Here is a 14,508-nt window from a genome sequence, read left to right on the forward strand (position 1 = left end):
AGATGGTTTCTTTCGATGCCACCGAAGCGATGGCGCCGTACCGCGAAGGTCGCGGCTATGGTGCCATTCTGTTCGACCGCGAACGGCTGCGGCAAGCCGATGCCAGCCTGTTTTCGCCGCAATCGTGGGGCGACAGGGCGCGGCCGGTGGGCGAAGGCGGGCGTGGCGGCGCGTGGTTCGTGGACGCGCCGTTCGGCCACAGCGTGCTGCGGCAGTATCTGCGTGGCGGCATGGCCGCACACGTGAGCCGCGATCGTTATCTGTGGAAAGGGGCAGGGCGCACACGCAGTTTTGCCGAGTTCCGGTTGATGCGGGAGCTGATCAAACGCAAGTTGCCGGTGCCGCGCCCGTTGGCTGCCTGCTATCTGCGCGAAGGCTTGGGTTATCGCGCTGCGCTATTGATGGAGCGGCTGGAACATGTGCGCTCGCTGGCCGATCACGCGCAGGTGGCCGGCCGCGGTGCACCGTGGGAGGCGACCGGCCAGCTGATTGCGCGCTTCCATCGCGCCGGCCTGGATCATGCCGATCTCAACGCGCACAACATTCTGTTCGACGCCGGCGGGCATGGCTGGCTGATCGATTTCGACCGCGGCGTGCTGCGCATTCCGGCCACGCGCTGGCGCGAACGTAATCTCAAGCGCCTGCATCGTTCGCTGCTGAAGCTGCGTGGCAAGCGCAGTCGCGAGGACGTCGACAAGGACTACGAGCGCCTGCATCGCGCCTATGAACTGGCCTGGGGCCGGGGCTACTGATGGACTGGGCCTTGCGGGTGCAGGGGGTCGGCAATGCGTCGGCGGTGGCGCTGGGTTCGCCGATGGCCACGCTTGAGTACGCTGGCGCGCCATGGCTGACCATCGATTGTGGCAGCGAGGGGCTGACCGCCTACCAGGCCCATTACGGCCAGCTGCCGCAGGCGATCTTCATCACCCACGTGCATCTGGACCATGTCGGCGGGCTGGAGCGGATGTTCGTCGACAGCTATTTCTCCGAACGCCGCGGGCGCACGCGCCTGTATGTGCCGGCGCCGGTGGTGCCGCTGCTGCAGCGGCGCATCGCCGATTACCCGAACGTACTGGCCGAGGGCGGGGCGAACTTCTGGGATGCGTTCCAGCTGGTGCCGGTTGGCGACGCGTTCTGGCACGCCGGCGTGCGGCTGGAAGTGTTCCCGGTCCGCCACCACTGGCCCGAGACGGCCTACGGCTTGCGTCTGAAGGGCGCGCTGGTCTGGACCGGCGATACCCGGCCCATCCCAGAGATGCTGAAGCGTTATGCAGACGACAACGAGCTCATCGCGCATGACTGCGGCGTTCACGGCAACCCGTCGCATACTGGAGTGGATGATTTGGAGCGGGAATACCCGCAGGACCTGTTGAGCCGCATGCTGCTGTACCACTACGCCAGCGACGCCGACGGCGATGTGCTGCGTGCACGTGGTCACCGCGTTGTCGTGCCCGGTCAATACCTCACTTTGGCGGACCCGACCGCCGCCACGGTGCGCTGCTGATGGGCGCCTTGTTGCTGCCGGATCTTGCCGCAGCGCCGATGCAGGACCGCTACCGCCGCCCGTTGCGCGATCTGCGCCTGTCGGTGATCGAAGCCTGCAACTTCCGCTGCGGTTACTGCATGCCGGCCGATCGCGTGCCCGACGATTACGGATTCGACGCGCAGCAACGGCTGAGTTTCGATCAGCTGGAAACCCTGGTGCGTGCCTTCGTCTCGGTCGGGGTCACCAAGGTGCGCCTGACCGGTGGCGAGCCGCTGCTGCGCCGCGACCTGCCAAGCCTGGTTGCGCGGCTGACTGCGATCGAAGGCATCGAGGATCTGGCGCTGACCACCAACGGCACGTTGCTTGCGCGCCAGGCCGTTGCGCTGCGGCAGGCCGGGCTGCGACGCATCACCGTCAGCATGGATGCGCTGGATCCGGCGTTGTTTCGGCGCATGAGTGGCGATCGCGGCGAGATTGCGCAGGTGCTGGCCGGCATTGCCGCCGCCGAGCAGGCCGGTTTCCAGCGTCTGAAGATCAATTGCGTGGTGCAGCGGGGCGTCAACGAAGATCAGGTGCTGCCGCTGGTGGAGCACTTCCGCGGCACCGGGCACGTGCTGCGCTTCATCGAATTCATGGACGTGGGCAGCTGCAACGGCTGGACGCCGGATGCGGTGGTGACGTCTGCGCAACTGCACGAACGCATCCACGCGCGCTGGCCGCTGGTGGCGCTGGACGCCAATTACACCGGTGAAGTGGCGCAGCGCCATGCGTTTGCGGATGGCGCTGGCGAAGTGGGCTTCGTCAGCTCGGTCAGCGTGCCGTTCTGCGGCGATTGCCAGCGCGCGCGCGTTTCGGCCGACGGGCATCTGTATACCTGCCTGTTTGCCAGTCAGGGCCACGACCTCAAGCCGGCCCTGGCCAACGGCGAGCCTGCGCTGGCGACGCATCTGCGTCAGCGCTGGAGCGTGCGTGGCGACCGCTACAGCGAAGTGCGTGCCTCGGCGCCACGGCGCGGCAAGCCGGTCGAGATGTTTTTGATCGGCGGATGAGCGCGGACCCAGTGCTGGCGCAGCTGCGCACGCCGTCGATGGATGGCCGTCGTAAGGTCGTGCGGGCCTTGCGCAGCTGGCTGTTGCGCAGGAGCTGATGGATGGCAGTTGCTGTTCCATCAAGGCACCCTGTTCACCGAGAATGCCGCATCCTGATCGCCTGCCTTCGTATCGCTTCCCATGCCTGCAAACTCCCGTTCCGCCCGTCTGACCCACCTGGATGACGCCGGGCTTCCCGCCATGGTGGATGTCTCGGACAAGGCGGTCACCGCCCGTAGCGCCACCGCAGAAAGCCGTGTGCGCTTTCCTGCAGCGGTAGCTGCACATCTGCGCGCCAACGGCCTGCGTAGCGCCAAGGGCGGCATCGTGGAGACCGCAGTGATCGCCGGCACCATGGCGGTCAAGCGCACGCACGAATTGATTCCGTTCTGCCATCCGTTGCCGATCGATGCATGCCGCTTCGAGATCGACTGGGCCGGCGAGCAGGTGTTGGACATCCGTTGCACGGTGCGCTGCGTGCATCGCACCGGCGTGGAAATGGAAGCGCTCACCGGTGCCAGCGTGGCGGCGTTGACGGTCTACGACATGTGCAAGGCGTTGTCGCACAGCATGAGCATCGGCCCGACCAAGCTGGTGTCCAAGCGCGGCGGCAAACGCGATATCGGAGCGGCGCAATGACGGCCACGGTGACGGTGTTGTATTTCGCCAGCCTGCGCGAGGCTGCAGGCATCGCCGACGAGCGCGTGCAGACCGGTGCGGCGGATTTGCGCGGGCTTTATGCGCAGCTCGATGCGCGGCATGGACTGCGCTGGACGCCTGCGCAGTTGCGCGTGGCCGTGGATGGCGCCTTCGCGCGCTGGGAGGATGCGGTGCGCGATGGCAGCGAAGTGGTGTTCATTCCGCCGGTGTCGGGAGGTTGAGCGTGAGCGAGCAGGTTGCAGGGATCTTTGCGCTGTCCGACGCGGCATTGCCGGTCGATCATCTGCGTGCCGGCATGGAGCACCCGCATGCCGGCGCGTTCGCCAGCTTCGAAGGCTGGGTGCGCAATCACAACGAAGGCCGCGGCGTGGCCGGCTTGCGCTACGAAGCCTACGCCGCGCTCGCGCAGGCCGAAGGGCAGCGTGTTCTCGACGAAGCAATGCAACGGTTCGCCATCGTGCACGCGCAGTGCGTGCATCGCGTGGGCGAGTTGCGCATCGGCGACATGGCGGTATGGGTCGGCGTCAGTGCGGCGCATCGTGGCGCCGCATTCGACGCGTGCCGCTACATCATCGACGAGGTCAAGGCGCGCGTGCCGATCTGGAAGCACGAGTACTACCTGGAAGGCGATGCAGGCTGGCTGCATCCAGAAACGCAACCGTAGGCATGCGTGCTTGCGAATCGGGCGGCGCGAGGGTGCCCGTGCGTTGGCGGGTCTCCCTGCCGGTTGCCCGCCTCGTCCGTATCGCGCCGTGGGAGAAGCTAACGCTTCGGGAATGCGCGCGCCGGTGTCACGGCGGGCACGAACGAATAACTGATCGGCTTTGCGCATAGGTGCACAGCGTGGCGCAGGAAGAGTGCTGCTTCTTGCTCGATCAGTTGCACGCAAGTCAGCGTTCCGCCTGGTTCGAGGGGCGTCTGTCGAAAAGTGAGGGTGGTGTCCCCGCCGGTTGACCTCGGCGCCCGCGTCAATCGATACCGTTGCTGCCTTCCGGCCCTGGCGGGATTTTCGATCTAGCGTCGCGAGGGACCGACGGGGCCACCATAAGACGTGGGCCATTGGCATGGCCCTGCGATTTGCGGCGTTGGTGCCTGTGCGCAAATCATGAAACTGGCGGAGAGAGGGGGAGGTACTGATCCCGCTCTAACTTCCTGACTCTCCTACAGCCACGCAAACCAGGAAGGTGTCCTGCCTTGTGGTCTGCCATTGTAGCGGGCTGGCTTCTGTGCCGCTAGCCCAACGTTAAAGTATGGGTGCCTCACGAGCGATGGCCCTTGCAGGTCCAGGAGGACGCACAACGCGCCTCCGGTAGCTAAGGGCTGCCCCCTGAAGTTGCGGCAAATATCCTTGGGCCGACACGAGCGTGCATAATCCTACGGCAAATACGCTTGAATCGGCAGTGGAACGGCTTTCAGGTGCCTGGCAAAACGCGTTTCGACTCGCGAGCGCTTCTCCCCAAGAGTCTTCAAGTCTGGCACTCGATTGCACCTAAGCTTCCAGATGCGTTCACGTATGCGGTCGAGTTCGATTCGAGGAGCTGATCGAGTCAATTCATAGTGTAGGCATGGTGCTGCGGGAACCATTCGTGAAGCGAATGGACCATGCTGCAGCGATGCCTAGCGTTTAAGTGTGCCTCTTGTCAACACTCATCTTCGCGCATATCATGGATACGTAATCTCGACTGGAGAAGGCAATGAAGAGCTTCTACAACCTCATGGCGCCCAAAAGAGACGTCAACCTTTCTCTGAATACAGATTTGGTGGCCGAAGCGAAACACTTTACTGAAAATCTTTCAGCAGAGGTGGAATCTCTATTGGCAGACTTCGTCGCGGTCAAAAAAAGCGAGGAGTATTCTCAGAAGAACTCCCGTCATCTGGCTGCTGAAGCTTGGGGAGAATTTCTGAAGAGCAATCCTTCTTTCGCGGAAGAGGTGTCATCCTTATAATGGCCCAGTTCGATGTTCACGAATATGGCGGTAAGGCAAAAAATACTTATCCTTACATGATGATTGTCCAGTCGTCAGACTTCAACGCTAGCCCAAGGAGAGTAGTAGTTCCCCTTGTGGAGAAGGCAAAATTCGGGATCATCAAGGATTCAAAGTTAAATCCAGTTATTGCTATCGGCGGGATTCAACTCGTATTGCAGCCGTTGGAGATTGCCGCGATCGATACGGGGAAGCTTGGTTCACTTTTGGGTAATGCCAAAGCAGCGACTCGCGAAATAGTGGATTGCTTAGACTACCTTTTTACTACGGCTTTTGACTAGAATGTGCTGTAAAAAAGCCCAGTTTAACTGGGCTTTTTGTTTGGATTCTCAAGTCTCTTCATTGAGCCTCTCAAGGATCACTTTTAGCTAGTTAGTTGCACCCAGAGCACGAGCAGCACCATGGGGACTCCGCTGAGCATCGAGCTGACCCAGAAAGCCCCCATCGCGGTCAGCGGGGTCATGACCCACCACTGCCACCAGCTGAAGCCACGATCGCGCTGGCGGGCCATGTGAGCCTCGAAAGCGTAGAGGCGCTCTGCTTTTCGCAAACCTCGCCGAGCCATGAGCGGCCCAACGATAAAGCCGAATGGGCCTAGGAAGAGCAGGCTGAGCGAGAACCACCAGAAGAATCGATTGTGCGGAGTGGTCACCTTTTTAGGTAGTCGCCCCTGAAAAACCCCCTTCAAGCACCAAAGGTCAGCGGCGACCGGTGCGCCAGGCTCAAGGATGCCCCTGCCATCGCCTGCAACCAGGCACGCAAAAAGGCGATCCAGCGCATCAGCCAGCGCAGGTTGTAGCCGGCGGCGCAGCCGAGCACGTGCAGTGCATCGCCTTGGGCACCCTTTAGATAACAGCGATTCAAGCGGCAGTCCTGTTTCAGATGTCCAATCACCGGCTCCACCGCTTGCCGGCGTTTGATCCAGCTCCATTGCCGTCGTGTCAGCGTCTTGGCCTTGCCGCGATGCAGGATCTGCACGCCATCTACCTCACGTCCGCGATACCCCAGGTCCACGATCGCTACCTGCGGGGTTACATTCACATCCTGCAGCAACCCACGCGTCTGCTCCAGCTGCTCGGCCAACGTATCGCCGTCGTAAGGATTGCCGGGAAAACTGCGCGCGCCCACGATCAAGCCTTTGCGCGCACTCACCGCAATGCCGACCTTGACGCCAAATTCGTAAGGTGTCCGTGCCTTGCCCTTGCTCATGCATTCCACTTCCGGCGCATGCAGGGCGTAGAGCTTTTGCTTGTCCTTGGGGCGTTGTGTCAACACCCGTTGTGCGCGTTCCAGCCAGACACTGATGCGCTCACGCACCAAGGGGTCCAGCTTGCGTTGCAGATCGCGTAATACGCGTCCCAGGAGCGTGCGTTGGCGTCGCAGCACCTTGTGCATGCGCTTGAACTGGCGCGCATGCGCATAGCGCCCGGCCTTGCGGCTCAAGACCGGGCCTTGCCGCGCATAGGTCTGTCGTAGTGCGATGCCGTGGCGCTTGGCCAGCAGCACCAGCTTCTTGCGCGCCACCTCCAGCAGCCGGCTGTCGGTGGGATGGGCGATCGCCTTTTCCTGCACGGTGGTGTCCACGATCACCCGCGACAACTCGCGTGCATCCACCGCCTTCATCGCATGCGCGGTGTTGATCGTGTGCGCCAATAGCTCTTCCATGCCCGCTTCGCCCAGACGCTGTCGCCAACGTGTCAGGGAACTGGGATCGCACGGCAAGCAGGTCTGGAATACCACCTCGCCGGTGAAGAACTGCCAGTACGGATTTTCCAGCCAGCGCTCGCATACGGCCTCGTCGGACAGGTCGTAGGCGTGCTTGAGGTAGAGCAGCCCGGCGATCAGACGCATCGGCAGGCCGGGCCGTCCGCCGCTGGCAGTTGTGGCCGGCAATCGCGGCAATAGCGCCTGCTCCAACGCACTCCACGGCAGCCGATGGCTCAGCTGAACCAGTGGATGGCGCAGGTCGATCTGGTTTTCCAGACGCGAACGAAACAACTCATCGGCAGGCAACTGCTCGGCGGCAGGACGGCGTGTACGCATGGGCGAAAACTGCCAGAAACCAGCGCGTACAGTAACGAAAACTGGCAGTTCCAGCACGCCGAAAATGCGGGGGACGCCCTGCAATGGATGTGGTTTGGGGGTTTTTCAGGGGCGACTAGGTACAGCGCGCATGGCGCCGTCTTCGCGGAAGCCGCCCACAGCGCCGGCTGTCGTTCCCACCATCGAATTGGGTTGGGTCTTCATTTGGCGTAGGCCCTCCAGGTGCCGTCGCTCTTGGCGTAGCGCAGGTTCTTGCTCACGGGGATGGGCACTTGGCGGCCTCCGATGTCGATAGACACTTTGCCGCGGGTGTCGCAGCGGTAGCCCTCGGCGCCTTCCGCTTCCACGCAGCCGGTGAGTTCAAAGCCCTGGACGTCGCTGACCTGACCGGCTCCGCTGTCCTTCAGCAGTTGGACAAAGGCTTCCTTGGCGTTGTCAGACGAGGGCTTGCCGCCGCAGGCGGTGAGGCCAAAGGCTGTGGTCAACGCGACCAGACCAATCCATGCGTTTTTCATGTCGTTCCTTTATTGAGTAATGGGAGCAGGGACGGAGGCGGCTTACTTGTCGCGATTCCCGTCAGCCTGGAAGCCAGCAATCCAAAGCCTGGAATCTTTGAATGGGGTCAGCATTCCGGAAGGACCCGGGTGCAGATCCGCGGTCTGGATGAAGCCGCTGACCCATGCCACGCGCAGCGACACATCCACAGCACGGTCAGCGACGCCAGGGCGGCTCACGTTGACGACGAAGGGCTGGGCCGGAGGGTTGGGACCGGTGGAGCGCTGAGTGCCTGTGTTGGGCTTACTGGGCGGCACGCGGATGCCGTTGAGGGAATCCCTGCCTTTCCACAGAGCGGAGGTGTTGAGCTCCGCGGTCTCGCCCAAGTCATCGGTCTCGGTCAGCGGGGCATCGAAGCAGGTCCGGAAGGTCTCCGTGGTCGAGGCCGTGGGGCTGGTCCAGATGCGGGCCTCCGCCGTCCAGCAGGGCAGCGAAGCGCCCCACTCGGTGAAGATCAACGCGACTCGGGGCCAGTCCAACTTCCCGAGCTGGGCTTGCTGGTGGTTGTCGCCTTTGAAGAGCCCGGGCAGCTTCCCGGCGCCGCTGAGAGGCACGTAGATGGCGCCAGTGCCTTGCGCGCTGGTTTTGCTGCCCGAGTTCGGCTGGATGCCGACCATCTGCTTGCCAGAGTCGGCCAGGCTTTTTCCGAGCTGACGGAAGAAGCTGGGCTTTGGAGGCTGGGTGTCCTGGGCCTGGGCAACGCCGGCCATGGTCAATGCGAGCAGGGCGGCGCCTGCAATCCTTGCGGTCTTCATGAAATCCCCGTGTGTTGTTGGAGGGTGCTACATTTCATGAAGAGTCTGCCATGCAGTGGAGGAGCAAGTCATGCTGTCCGGCCAACTTTTCAACATCCGTTCACGTGCCGAAGGCTTCTCCCCGAGCTCTCTTTGCTGCCCGCCTGAAACAGGCTCGGGAGTTGCGCGGCATCGCCAGCCAGCGAGCGCTGGGGGTTCTGATGGGGCTCGATAAGAAGCTGGCGAGCAGTCGGGTCAACCGGTATGAAACAGAGGTCAGCGGGATCGACTTGGACGGGTTGGCGCGGCTGGCGGACGTGCTGGGCGTGCCCATGGCCTACTTAGTCGCGAGAGACGACCACGTGGCCGACGTTATTCTGGCGTTGGAAGAGCTTTCGCCGGAGGAGCGCGCTGATGCGGCGCTTTGGTTGCTGAAAAAGCTCAAGCGGTGACTGTCGTTGGTTCCCTTTCTAGAAGGAGAGCTGCAAATGGCAACGAGGAAAGTCGGACGCGATGCTGGAACGGGTCAGTTCAAGCCCGTGAAGGAAGCTCAGCGGGACAAAAAGGGGTCGGTGGTTGAGACGATCAAAACGCCGCCTCCGAAGCCTAAGAAGAAATAAGAAACGTGTGCCACACGGAAGTGGCACATCTTTGGCAGAGTCACAGACGCGCGCTTTGCCACAGGCTCGGTAAGCAGGCCTGCAAGATGAGGCAGGATGTAAGGTTTCCTCAGCAAGGTAAAACTATGGTCCTGGGATGCGCCTTGAATAGCGGGCGGCCGTGCTCCATCCTGAACAGACGTAGGCGCTATAGGGGGCGTAATGATCGAGCGATTCCAGGGGGACGAGGGGCGACGGCGCTTAGTCGCGGTCCTGACGGAACATAGGTTGGTAGCAAACCGGCAGCAGCTTGCTGAGCGGCTTGTCGCCGCGGGCGAGTTGATGGAGATTCCTGCGGGGACTGCGTTTATCAATCAGGGCGATCAGACTTCGGAAGTTTTCTTCATCATCACCGGCAAAGTCGAAGTTCGGGTCAACGGCAAGGTTGTGGCGAACCGCTTTCCGGGCGATCCCGTCGGCGAAATGGCCGCAGTCGAACCCTCGCAGCCCCGGGCGGCATCGGTCATCTCCCTTGAAAAAACCGTCTTGCTCAAAGTCAGCGAGGCCGAATTCTCGGCAGCTGCGGAGCAGTTCCCCGACGTGTGGAGGCGGATTGCGGCAACACTTTCCCGGAGACTCGCGGAGCGAAATCACTTGGTAACAACCCAGCGAGAGCGGGTTCGGGTCTTTATAGTGTCTTCGGCGGAGGCGCTTCCTATCGTGGACTTGCTCATCAAACAATTCGAGCATGACCGGTTCTTGGCGGTGGCATGGAAGAACGGCGTCTTTCGAGCATCGAGCTACACGCTGGACGAGTTGGAAGCGCAGTTGGACGACTCGGATTTTGCGATTGCAGTGGCCCAACCAGATGATGTGGTCATCACGCGCGAGACCAAGTGGCCCGCAATGCGCGACAACGTGACCTTTGAGCTTGGCCTTTTCATGGGGCGACTTGGACGACGGCGTGCGTTCCTTATGGAGCCGCGTGACGTGGATATACAGTTGCCGAGCGACTTGGCCGGCATGACGACCATCCCATATAGTTACGTGCCCGGGACGGATGCAGAACACTATATAGCGCCCGCGTGCGCGAGGCTTCGAGAATTGATTCTGGCAGCAGGCGCCAAGGACTAGGGACAACATGGGACTTAAAGACGAGTTGGCGGCTTTCTGCCAGGACGTATTTCAGGGACAGTGGGAGACAACGGAGGGCAAGAAGGTTCCTGATGAAGATAGTAGGCTGACCCTCAAGAACACGGCGATCACTATTGATGGAACTGTCTTGTATGCCGATCTCGACGGCTCGACCGCGATGGTGGATGGTTACAAGAACTGGTTCGCGGCTGAAATCTACAAGACTTACCTGTATTGCTGCGCGCGGATCATTGCTGAGGAAGGCGGAGTTGTAACTGCCTACGATGGCGACCGTGCCATGGCGGTCTTCATCGGGGAAAGGAAGAACACAAGAGCTGCCAGAGCCGCCATGAAGATCAAGTGGGCTGTTGATGAGATCATCATGCCCAAAAAGGATGCGCGCTACACGAGCAACAAGTTTGCTTTGAAGCATGTGACCGGGATAGACGCATGCTCCCTGTTCGTGGCGAAAACGGGCGCTCGCGGTGCGAATGACTTGGTTTGGGTTGGAAGAGCGGCGAACTACGCAGCCAAGTTGACTGCGCTTCCTTCGAGCTACACCTACATCACCGAAAGCGTCTACAGCATGCTGGCGGAGGAGGCGAAGATTTCAAATGGAAAGTCCATGTGGGAGAAGGTCACATGGAATACGTTCAACAACTCTTTAATTTATCGCTCGAGTTGGCGCTGGCGCATAGACTAACGGAATATCCATAGCCGGGTCTCGTTAACGAGGTGCCACGCAAAGCGGGCGGTTGGCAGGCGGGCCAGGTCGACCACAAACGCCCGTCATGGATAGAACTTGCTTTCATCGGTCAGCCATTTGGCGAACTGCCCCCGCTCATAGCGCGGCAGTTCCACGTTGGGCTGATACAACTCCAGGGCGTTGATCTGCTTGCTCCGGGTCACCTGCGGCTTCTTGTGGAGGTAGTGCCTGCGAAGCACCTGGACTCGGTCCCGTGGATCAGTGCTGTGGCCGGTGACCAGGGCAATCTCCTTCTCCGGAACGTCCTGGACATCGAGCTCGGTGGCCAGCGTGTGGCGGAAGGCATGGAACCCGATGCCCTTGGGGAAGCCGAGGCTTTTCAGGTAGCGGCCGAAATCGACCACGAACTGCTGGCTGTAACGTGCGTTGGTTTCCCCGGTGGTGCGGTTCACCCCAGCAGAGAGCAGCGGGAACAGCCGCGGATGGCCCGTCTCCTTCATGTCCTCCACGAACTCAAGGAGGCCTGCCTCCAACAGCGGCTTGGCAATGGGGATGATGCGCATGCAGCCCGCGCCCTTCATGCTTTGCCGGCTGCGCCGTCGTCGCTTTGGGTCTGCGGCCAAGTCTTGGTCCAACGTCTTCTGGAAAGCAATGCACCAAACCCCGCGTTCCTCGATGATGTCTGCCAGCTTCAGCTGGCAGACTTCATTGACCCTGGCTCCGGTATATAGGCCGATCATCGGTGCCCACCAATACTGCGGTTTTTTTGCCCAAGGAATGAATGTCGCGGGGTCGAAAATGGCTTGCAGGTCTGCGTCCTCGAACAGGCGGATCGCCTTGTCGGGATCGATGGTGTCGTCCTTCTTGGGCTTTCGGAATGCCTTCATCGGTGACAAGTCGATGGTCTGTCCGTTGACCAGGTGGTTGAAGAAGGCAACAAGGAATCGGCGGTGGCGTTCCTCGGTGGCAGGCGCCAGCGGCGGCACGTCTTGCTCTTTCCCCAGCGCGATCGCTTCATCAAAGGAGAGGTCCTTCAGCAGCGGATCCGACAATAGGTTCCTTGGGGCCCAGCGCAGGAGCTTCCAGAGCGCTTGGATGTGGCGACGTCCCCCCGTCCTGAGTAGCGGCCGGGTCTAGAGTCCGGGGTTGATGATATCGGTGTTGGCCAGCTGTTGGGCATACGCGGACGGGGTCATGCCGCCAATTGCTTTCTTGGGTCGCTCCTCGTTGTATTCGCGTCGCCAGCGCTCGATCTCGGTGCGTGCGTGCAGCAGTGTCGGGAACCAGTGCTCGTTGAGGCATTCATCGCGCAGCCGGCCGTTGAACGATTCGACATAGGCGTTCTGATTCGGCTTGCCGGGTTGGATGAGTCGCAACTGCACGCCATGCGCATGCGCCCAGGTGACCATCGCCTTGCCGCAGAACTCCTTGCCGTTGTCGGTGCGGATCACCTTTGGCAAGCCGCGGCTGATGGCCAGCCGCTCCAGCACACGCGCCACGCCATAGCCCGAGATTGCTCGCTCCACCTCGATGGCGACCGCCTCATGTGTGGCGTCGTCCACGATCACCAAGCACTTGATCGCCCGGCCGTCGGCGGTGCGGTCGAACACAAAGTCCATCGACCACACCTGGTTGGCCTGCGATGGACGCAGCAGCGGCTGACGCTCGCCCACTGGCACGTTCTTGCGCTTGCGGCGGCGGACTTGCAGCTGCTGCTCGCGATACAAGCGCTCCACACGCTTGTAGTTCACCAGGCGCCCTTCCTGGCGCAGCTTGAGATAGATCATCCCCACGCCGTAGCGCTTGTGGCGATGCGCCAGTTCCACGATGCGCTCGCGTAGCGCAACGGTGCGGTCCTCGCGCGGGCAATAGCGCAGCGCACTGGCGCTCATGCCGATCGCGGCCAACGCGCAACGCTCGCTGGCCCCTCGCCCCATCCACTCGCGCACCAGCGCACGACGCGCCGGTGCGCTCACCATTTTTTTTGCAGCGCCTCCTTGATCAGATCGTTCTGGAACACCTGCTCGGCGAGCAGCTTCTTCAGGCGCGTGTTCTCTGCCTCCAGGTCCTTGAGTCGCTTGGCATCGGGCACGCTCATCCCGCCAAACTTGCTGCGCCACAGGGAGTAGGAGGCCTCGCTGAAGCCATGGCGCCGGCACAGATCCTTGATCGCCACGCCGCTTTCGGCCTCACGCAGAAAGCCGATGACCTGCTCGTCAGTAAAACGCTTCTTCACGTCCAATCTCCTTCGGGTAGGGAATTGGACTCCAAACTGCGGCGCTACTCAAAATCGGGGGGACGTCGCTGTTCTTCAGGCCGCTCTTCCGCCCGGTTTCGTCGAGCGCGGCGAGGATGCACTCCTGGAGATTGATGGCGGCTTCCCGACCTCGGATGATGGCGCGGTCGATGCGGAACCGTCCGACGTGGATGCCTTCCAAGTGCAGGAGGCCGAAGGGCGAAGCGATGTAATCGTTGAGTGCTGAGGAGGGTAAAGCGGTCATGGGTCACTTCCATCGGAGATGGAAGTAGGGATATGACAGGACGAAAATTCGTCAACGGGGTCGATACAAAAACTTGCGGCGGCGGCGCAGTCCTTAGGTGTTGGGATATTCCCAATGGAGTGCTTCCCGGGTCCGCCAATTCGTTATCCGGCGAGAAGCCTTGTAAACCAAGGGTTTCAAGAGAATTTGTGTCGATTTATCGCAGTCAATTGCGTACTGTTTGCAGTAAATAAGCTAACTAAATAGCTTAAGTAGCGTTGCTTTAAAGTGAATATAAGTTAAATGTTAGACTATTAATTGTTAGTTTTAATTTATTATACAAAGAGTAATGAGCCTGGTTCGGAACTTTCTGACATTCCATCGGGCGCGAGACCTATGGCGCGGTAAACGTCGGAGGTTCAATGTGAGCTTGCCGGACGTGGGACACAATGGTCGCTCACCCCGCGGGACGCTTGAGCAGCGTCGTGCCGGCACCTGAAAGAAACTGACTCCGTGCTGCCCTGGCGACGATGCGTCTCAAGCGGTGCGACCGGGCTGCCGATACTCGAGCCCATGGACCGAGCCGAGTTGCGCATCCACCTCAATCAACTAGACGCAGCGGTGCCAGCGTTGCGCGCGTCTAGCCCTGATCGCCGCCACTTCTGGCAAGCCTTTGCCAACATGGCTGCTGCTATCGAGCAAGAGGCTACGACTGGTGAGGACGTGCAGTTCGTCGGCCGTCGAGCTGACGAAATCTTGTCCTGGCACGGGCTCGAGAGCACAGACCAAAACGTCTGAGTCCATCGGTGCTGCCTTGGTCCATCCTTTTGGATAGCAGTGCACTTGTCGTGCGCAGGCATGCAGGCCTCACGCAAGGAAGCAAAGCTCCGCAGTGGCCTCATCACTGGCTGCAAAGCCCAGTCATCGCCTGCTGCCATCAATCGACCCCGCCCATCCAAATGCCGTTTGGCCCGTAGGCCTTGTAGGGCATGCATCGTGCTATCTCCACCAGCGCTGGGCCTCTCAAAGGGACCTTAG

Annotated in this window: 18 protein-coding genes, 1 other RNA gene and 1 pseudogene; 12 read left to right on the forward strand and 8 right to left on the reverse strand. The window is 61.1% G+C overall.

Annotated elements, in window-relative coordinates:
* Positions 1–2: 2 nt before the first annotated feature.
* From M3O59_RS05300 to M3O59_RS05325, 6 genes are all read left to right on the forward strand, one after another.
* Positions 3–752 carry a 3-deoxy-D-manno-octulosonic acid kinase gene (locus M3O59_RS05300; RefSeq protein WP_116906223.1) on the forward strand — a complete coding sequence of 250 codons (750 nt, stop codon included), beginning with the start codon at positions 3–5 and terminating at the stop codon, positions 750–752.
* A complete protein-coding gene (locus M3O59_RS05305) occupies positions 752–1,504 on the forward strand; it encodes an MBL fold metallo-hydrolase (protein ID WP_116906224.1) in 753 nt (250 codons plus the stop codon). The genes M3O59_RS05300 and M3O59_RS05305 overlap by 1 nt, the downstream gene beginning before the upstream one ends.
* Positions 1,504–2,535, forward strand: a complete 1,032-nt coding sequence (gene moaA / locus M3O59_RS05310) for a GTP 3',8-cyclase MoaA (protein WP_116906225.1) — start codon at positions 1,504–1,506, stop codon at positions 2,533–2,535. Before M3O59_RS05305 ends, moaA begins: the two co-directional genes overlap by 1 nt.
* A gap of 180 nt (positions 2,536–2,715) precedes the next feature.
* Entirely contained in the window at positions 2,716–3,213 is a 498-nt protein-coding gene (moaC, locus tag M3O59_RS05315; RefSeq protein ID WP_116906226.1) for a cyclic pyranopterin monophosphate synthase MoaC, read from the forward strand.
* A complete protein-coding gene (locus tag M3O59_RS05320; protein WP_064634264.1) occupies positions 3,210–3,455 on the forward strand; it encodes a MoaD/ThiS family protein in 246 nt (81 codons plus the stop codon). The genes moaC and M3O59_RS05320 overlap by 4 nt, the downstream gene beginning before the upstream one ends.
* Complete coding sequence (locus M3O59_RS05325; RefSeq protein WP_064634265.1) at positions 3,452–3,898, forward strand: molybdenum cofactor biosynthesis protein MoaE; 447 nt, start codon at positions 3,452–3,454, stop codon at positions 3,896–3,898. Before M3O59_RS05320 ends, M3O59_RS05325 begins: the two co-directional genes overlap by 4 nt.
* 276 nt (positions 3,899–4,174) lie before the next feature.
* Here the strand turns inward: M3O59_RS05325 and ffs are convergent.
* An RNA gene (ffs, locus tag M3O59_RS05330) (signal recognition particle sRNA small type) lies at positions 4,175–4,271 on the reverse strand.
* Positions 4,272–4,928: 657 nt separating this feature from the next.
* Here ffs and M3O59_RS05335 point away from each other — a divergent pair.
* Both M3O59_RS05335 and M3O59_RS05340 read left to right on the forward strand, forming a co-directional pair.
* Entirely contained in the window at positions 4,929–5,180 is a 252-nt protein-coding gene (locus M3O59_RS05335) for a type II toxin-antitoxin system CcdA family antitoxin (RefSeq protein WP_040151037.1), read from the forward strand.
* The gene (locus tag M3O59_RS05340) at positions 5,180–5,500 is read left to right on the forward strand and encodes a CcdB family protein (RefSeq protein WP_116906228.1); all 321 of its coding nucleotides are present in this window, start codon (positions 5,180–5,182) and stop codon (positions 5,498–5,500) included. The genes M3O59_RS05335 and M3O59_RS05340 overlap by 1 nt, the downstream gene beginning before the upstream one ends.
* Positions 5,501–5,583: 83 nt before the next feature.
* Here M3O59_RS05340 and M3O59_RS05345 read toward each other — a convergent pair whose 3' ends face one another.
* From M3O59_RS05345 to M3O59_RS05360, 4 genes are all read right to left on the reverse strand, one after another.
* Positions 5,584–5,907: a hypothetical protein gene (locus M3O59_RS05345; RefSeq protein ID WP_116906229.1), complete on the reverse strand. Its 324-nt coding sequence runs from the start codon at positions 5,905–5,907 to the stop codon at positions 5,584–5,586.
* Positions 5,904–7,262 (reverse strand): IS5 family transposase, encoded by a 1,359-nt coding sequence (locus tag M3O59_RS05350; protein ID WP_330462279.1) that lies wholly within the window; start codon positions 7,260–7,262, stop codon positions 5,904–5,906. Before M3O59_RS05350 ends, M3O59_RS05345 begins: the two co-directional genes overlap by 4 nt.
* Positions 7,263–7,462: 200 nt before the next feature.
* Positions 7,463–7,777: a hypothetical protein gene (locus M3O59_RS05355; RefSeq protein WP_116907014.1), complete on the reverse strand. Its 315-nt coding sequence runs from the start codon at positions 7,775–7,777 to the stop codon at positions 7,463–7,465.
* A 42-nt stretch (positions 7,778–7,819) separates the two neighbouring features.
* Positions 7,820–8,572, reverse strand: a complete 753-nt coding sequence (locus M3O59_RS05360) for a hypothetical protein (RefSeq protein WP_116907013.1) — start codon at positions 8,570–8,572, stop codon at positions 7,820–7,822.
* Positions 8,573–8,676: 104 nt separating this feature from the next.
* Here M3O59_RS05360 and M3O59_RS05365 point away from each other — a divergent pair, with 104 nt between their 5' ends.
* The 3 genes from M3O59_RS05365 (at position 8,677) to pycC (ending at position 10,987) form a co-directional block, all read left to right on the forward strand.
* A complete protein-coding gene (locus M3O59_RS05365) occupies positions 8,677–9,003 on the forward strand; it encodes a helix-turn-helix domain-containing protein (RefSeq protein ID WP_116907012.1) in 327 nt (108 codons plus the stop codon).
* Between the two features lie 369 nt (positions 9,004–9,372).
* Entirely contained in the window at positions 9,373–10,284 is a 912-nt protein-coding gene (gene pycTIR / locus M3O59_RS05370; protein WP_116907011.1) for a Pycsar phage resistance system effector protein PycTIR, read from the forward strand.
* Positions 10,285–10,291: 7 nt separating this feature from the next.
* The gene (gene pycC / locus M3O59_RS05375) at positions 10,292–10,987 is read left to right on the forward strand and encodes a Pycsar phage resistance system uridylate cyclase PycC (protein ID WP_116907010.1); all 696 of its coding nucleotides are present in this window, start codon (positions 10,292–10,294) and stop codon (positions 10,985–10,987) included.
* Between the two features lie 86 nt (positions 10,988–11,073).
* On the opposite strand, the gene M3O59_RS05380 is transcribed toward pycC, so the two are convergent.
* The 3 genes and pseudogenes from M3O59_RS05380 to M3O59_RS05390 all read right to left on the reverse strand — a co-directional run.
* Positions 11,074–12,087, reverse strand: a complete 1,014-nt coding sequence (locus M3O59_RS05380; protein ID WP_116907009.1) for a site-specific integrase — start codon at positions 12,085–12,087, stop codon at positions 11,074–11,076.
* 36 nt (positions 12,088–12,123) lie between these two features.
* A protein-coding gene (locus tag M3O59_RS05385) for an IS3 family transposase (protein ID WP_249047164.1) occupies positions 12,124–13,226 on the reverse strand; the annotation gives its coding sequence in 2 pieces (ribosomal slippage) (positions 12,124–12,977 and positions 12,977–13,226; 1,104 coding nt in all).
* A 67-nt stretch (positions 13,227–13,293) separates the two neighbouring features.
* Positions 13,294–13,491: pseudogene (locus tag M3O59_RS05390) on the reverse strand (integrase); the annotation flags it as partial.
* Between the two features lie 552 nt (positions 13,492–14,043).
* On the opposite strand from M3O59_RS05390, the gene M3O59_RS05395 reads away from it, so the two are divergent.
* The gene (locus M3O59_RS05395; protein ID WP_147308600.1) at positions 14,044–14,268 is read left to right on the forward strand and encodes a hypothetical protein; all 225 of its coding nucleotides are present in this window, start codon (positions 14,044–14,046) and stop codon (positions 14,266–14,268) included.
* Positions 14,269–14,508 lie beyond the last annotated feature (240 nt).

This window comes from Xanthomonas nasturtii, from assembly GCF_023337365.3.
GTDB classification, from domain to species: domain Bacteria; phylum Pseudomonadota; class Gammaproteobacteria; order Xanthomonadales; family Xanthomonadaceae; genus Xanthomonas; species Xanthomonas nasturtii.

Coding starts and splice junctions, on each gene's coding strand:
- M3O59_RS05300 (WP_116906223.1), top strand. CDS start 3: ATGGTTTCTTTCGATGCCACCGAAGCGATGGCGCCGTACCGCGAAGGT.
- M3O59_RS05305 (WP_116906224.1), top strand. CDS start 752: ATGGACTGGGCCTTGCGGGTGCAGGGGGTCGGCAATGCGTCGGCGGTG.
- moaA (WP_116906225.1), top strand. CDS start 1,504: ATGGGCGCCTTGTTGCTGCCGGATCTTGCCGCAGCGCCGATGCAGGAC.
- moaC (WP_116906226.1), top strand. CDS start 2,716: ATGCCTGCAAACTCCCGTTCCGCCCGTCTGACCCACCTGGATGACGCC.
- M3O59_RS05320 (WP_064634264.1), top strand. CDS start 3,210: ATGACGGCCACGGTGACGGTGTTGTATTTCGCCAGCCTGCGCGAGGCT.
- M3O59_RS05335 (WP_040151037.1), top strand. CDS start 4,929: ATGAAGAGCTTCTACAACCTCATGGCGCCCAAAAGAGACGTCAACCTT.
- M3O59_RS05340 (WP_116906228.1), top strand. CDS start 5,180: ATGGCCCAGTTCGATGTTCACGAATATGGCGGTAAGGCAAAAAATACT.
- M3O59_RS05350 (WP_330462279.1), bottom strand. CDS start 7,262: ATGCGTACACGCCGTCCTGCCGCCGAGCAGTTGCCTGCCGATGAGTTG.
- M3O59_RS05355 (WP_116907014.1), bottom strand. CDS start 7,777: ATGAAAAACGCATGGATTGGTCTGGTCGCGTTGACCACAGCCTTTGGC.
- M3O59_RS05360 (WP_116907013.1), bottom strand. CDS start 8,572: ATGAAGACCGCAAGGATTGCAGGCGCCGCCCTGCTCGCATTGACCATG.
- pycTIR (WP_116907011.1), top strand. CDS start 9,373: ATGATCGAGCGATTCCAGGGGGACGAGGGGCGACGGCGCTTAGTCGCG.
- pycC (WP_116907010.1), top strand. CDS start 10,292: ATGGGACTTAAAGACGAGTTGGCGGCTTTCTGCCAGGACGTATTTCAG.
- M3O59_RS05395 (WP_147308600.1), top strand. CDS start 14,044: ATGGACCGAGCCGAGTTGCGCATCCACCTCAATCAACTAGACGCAGCG.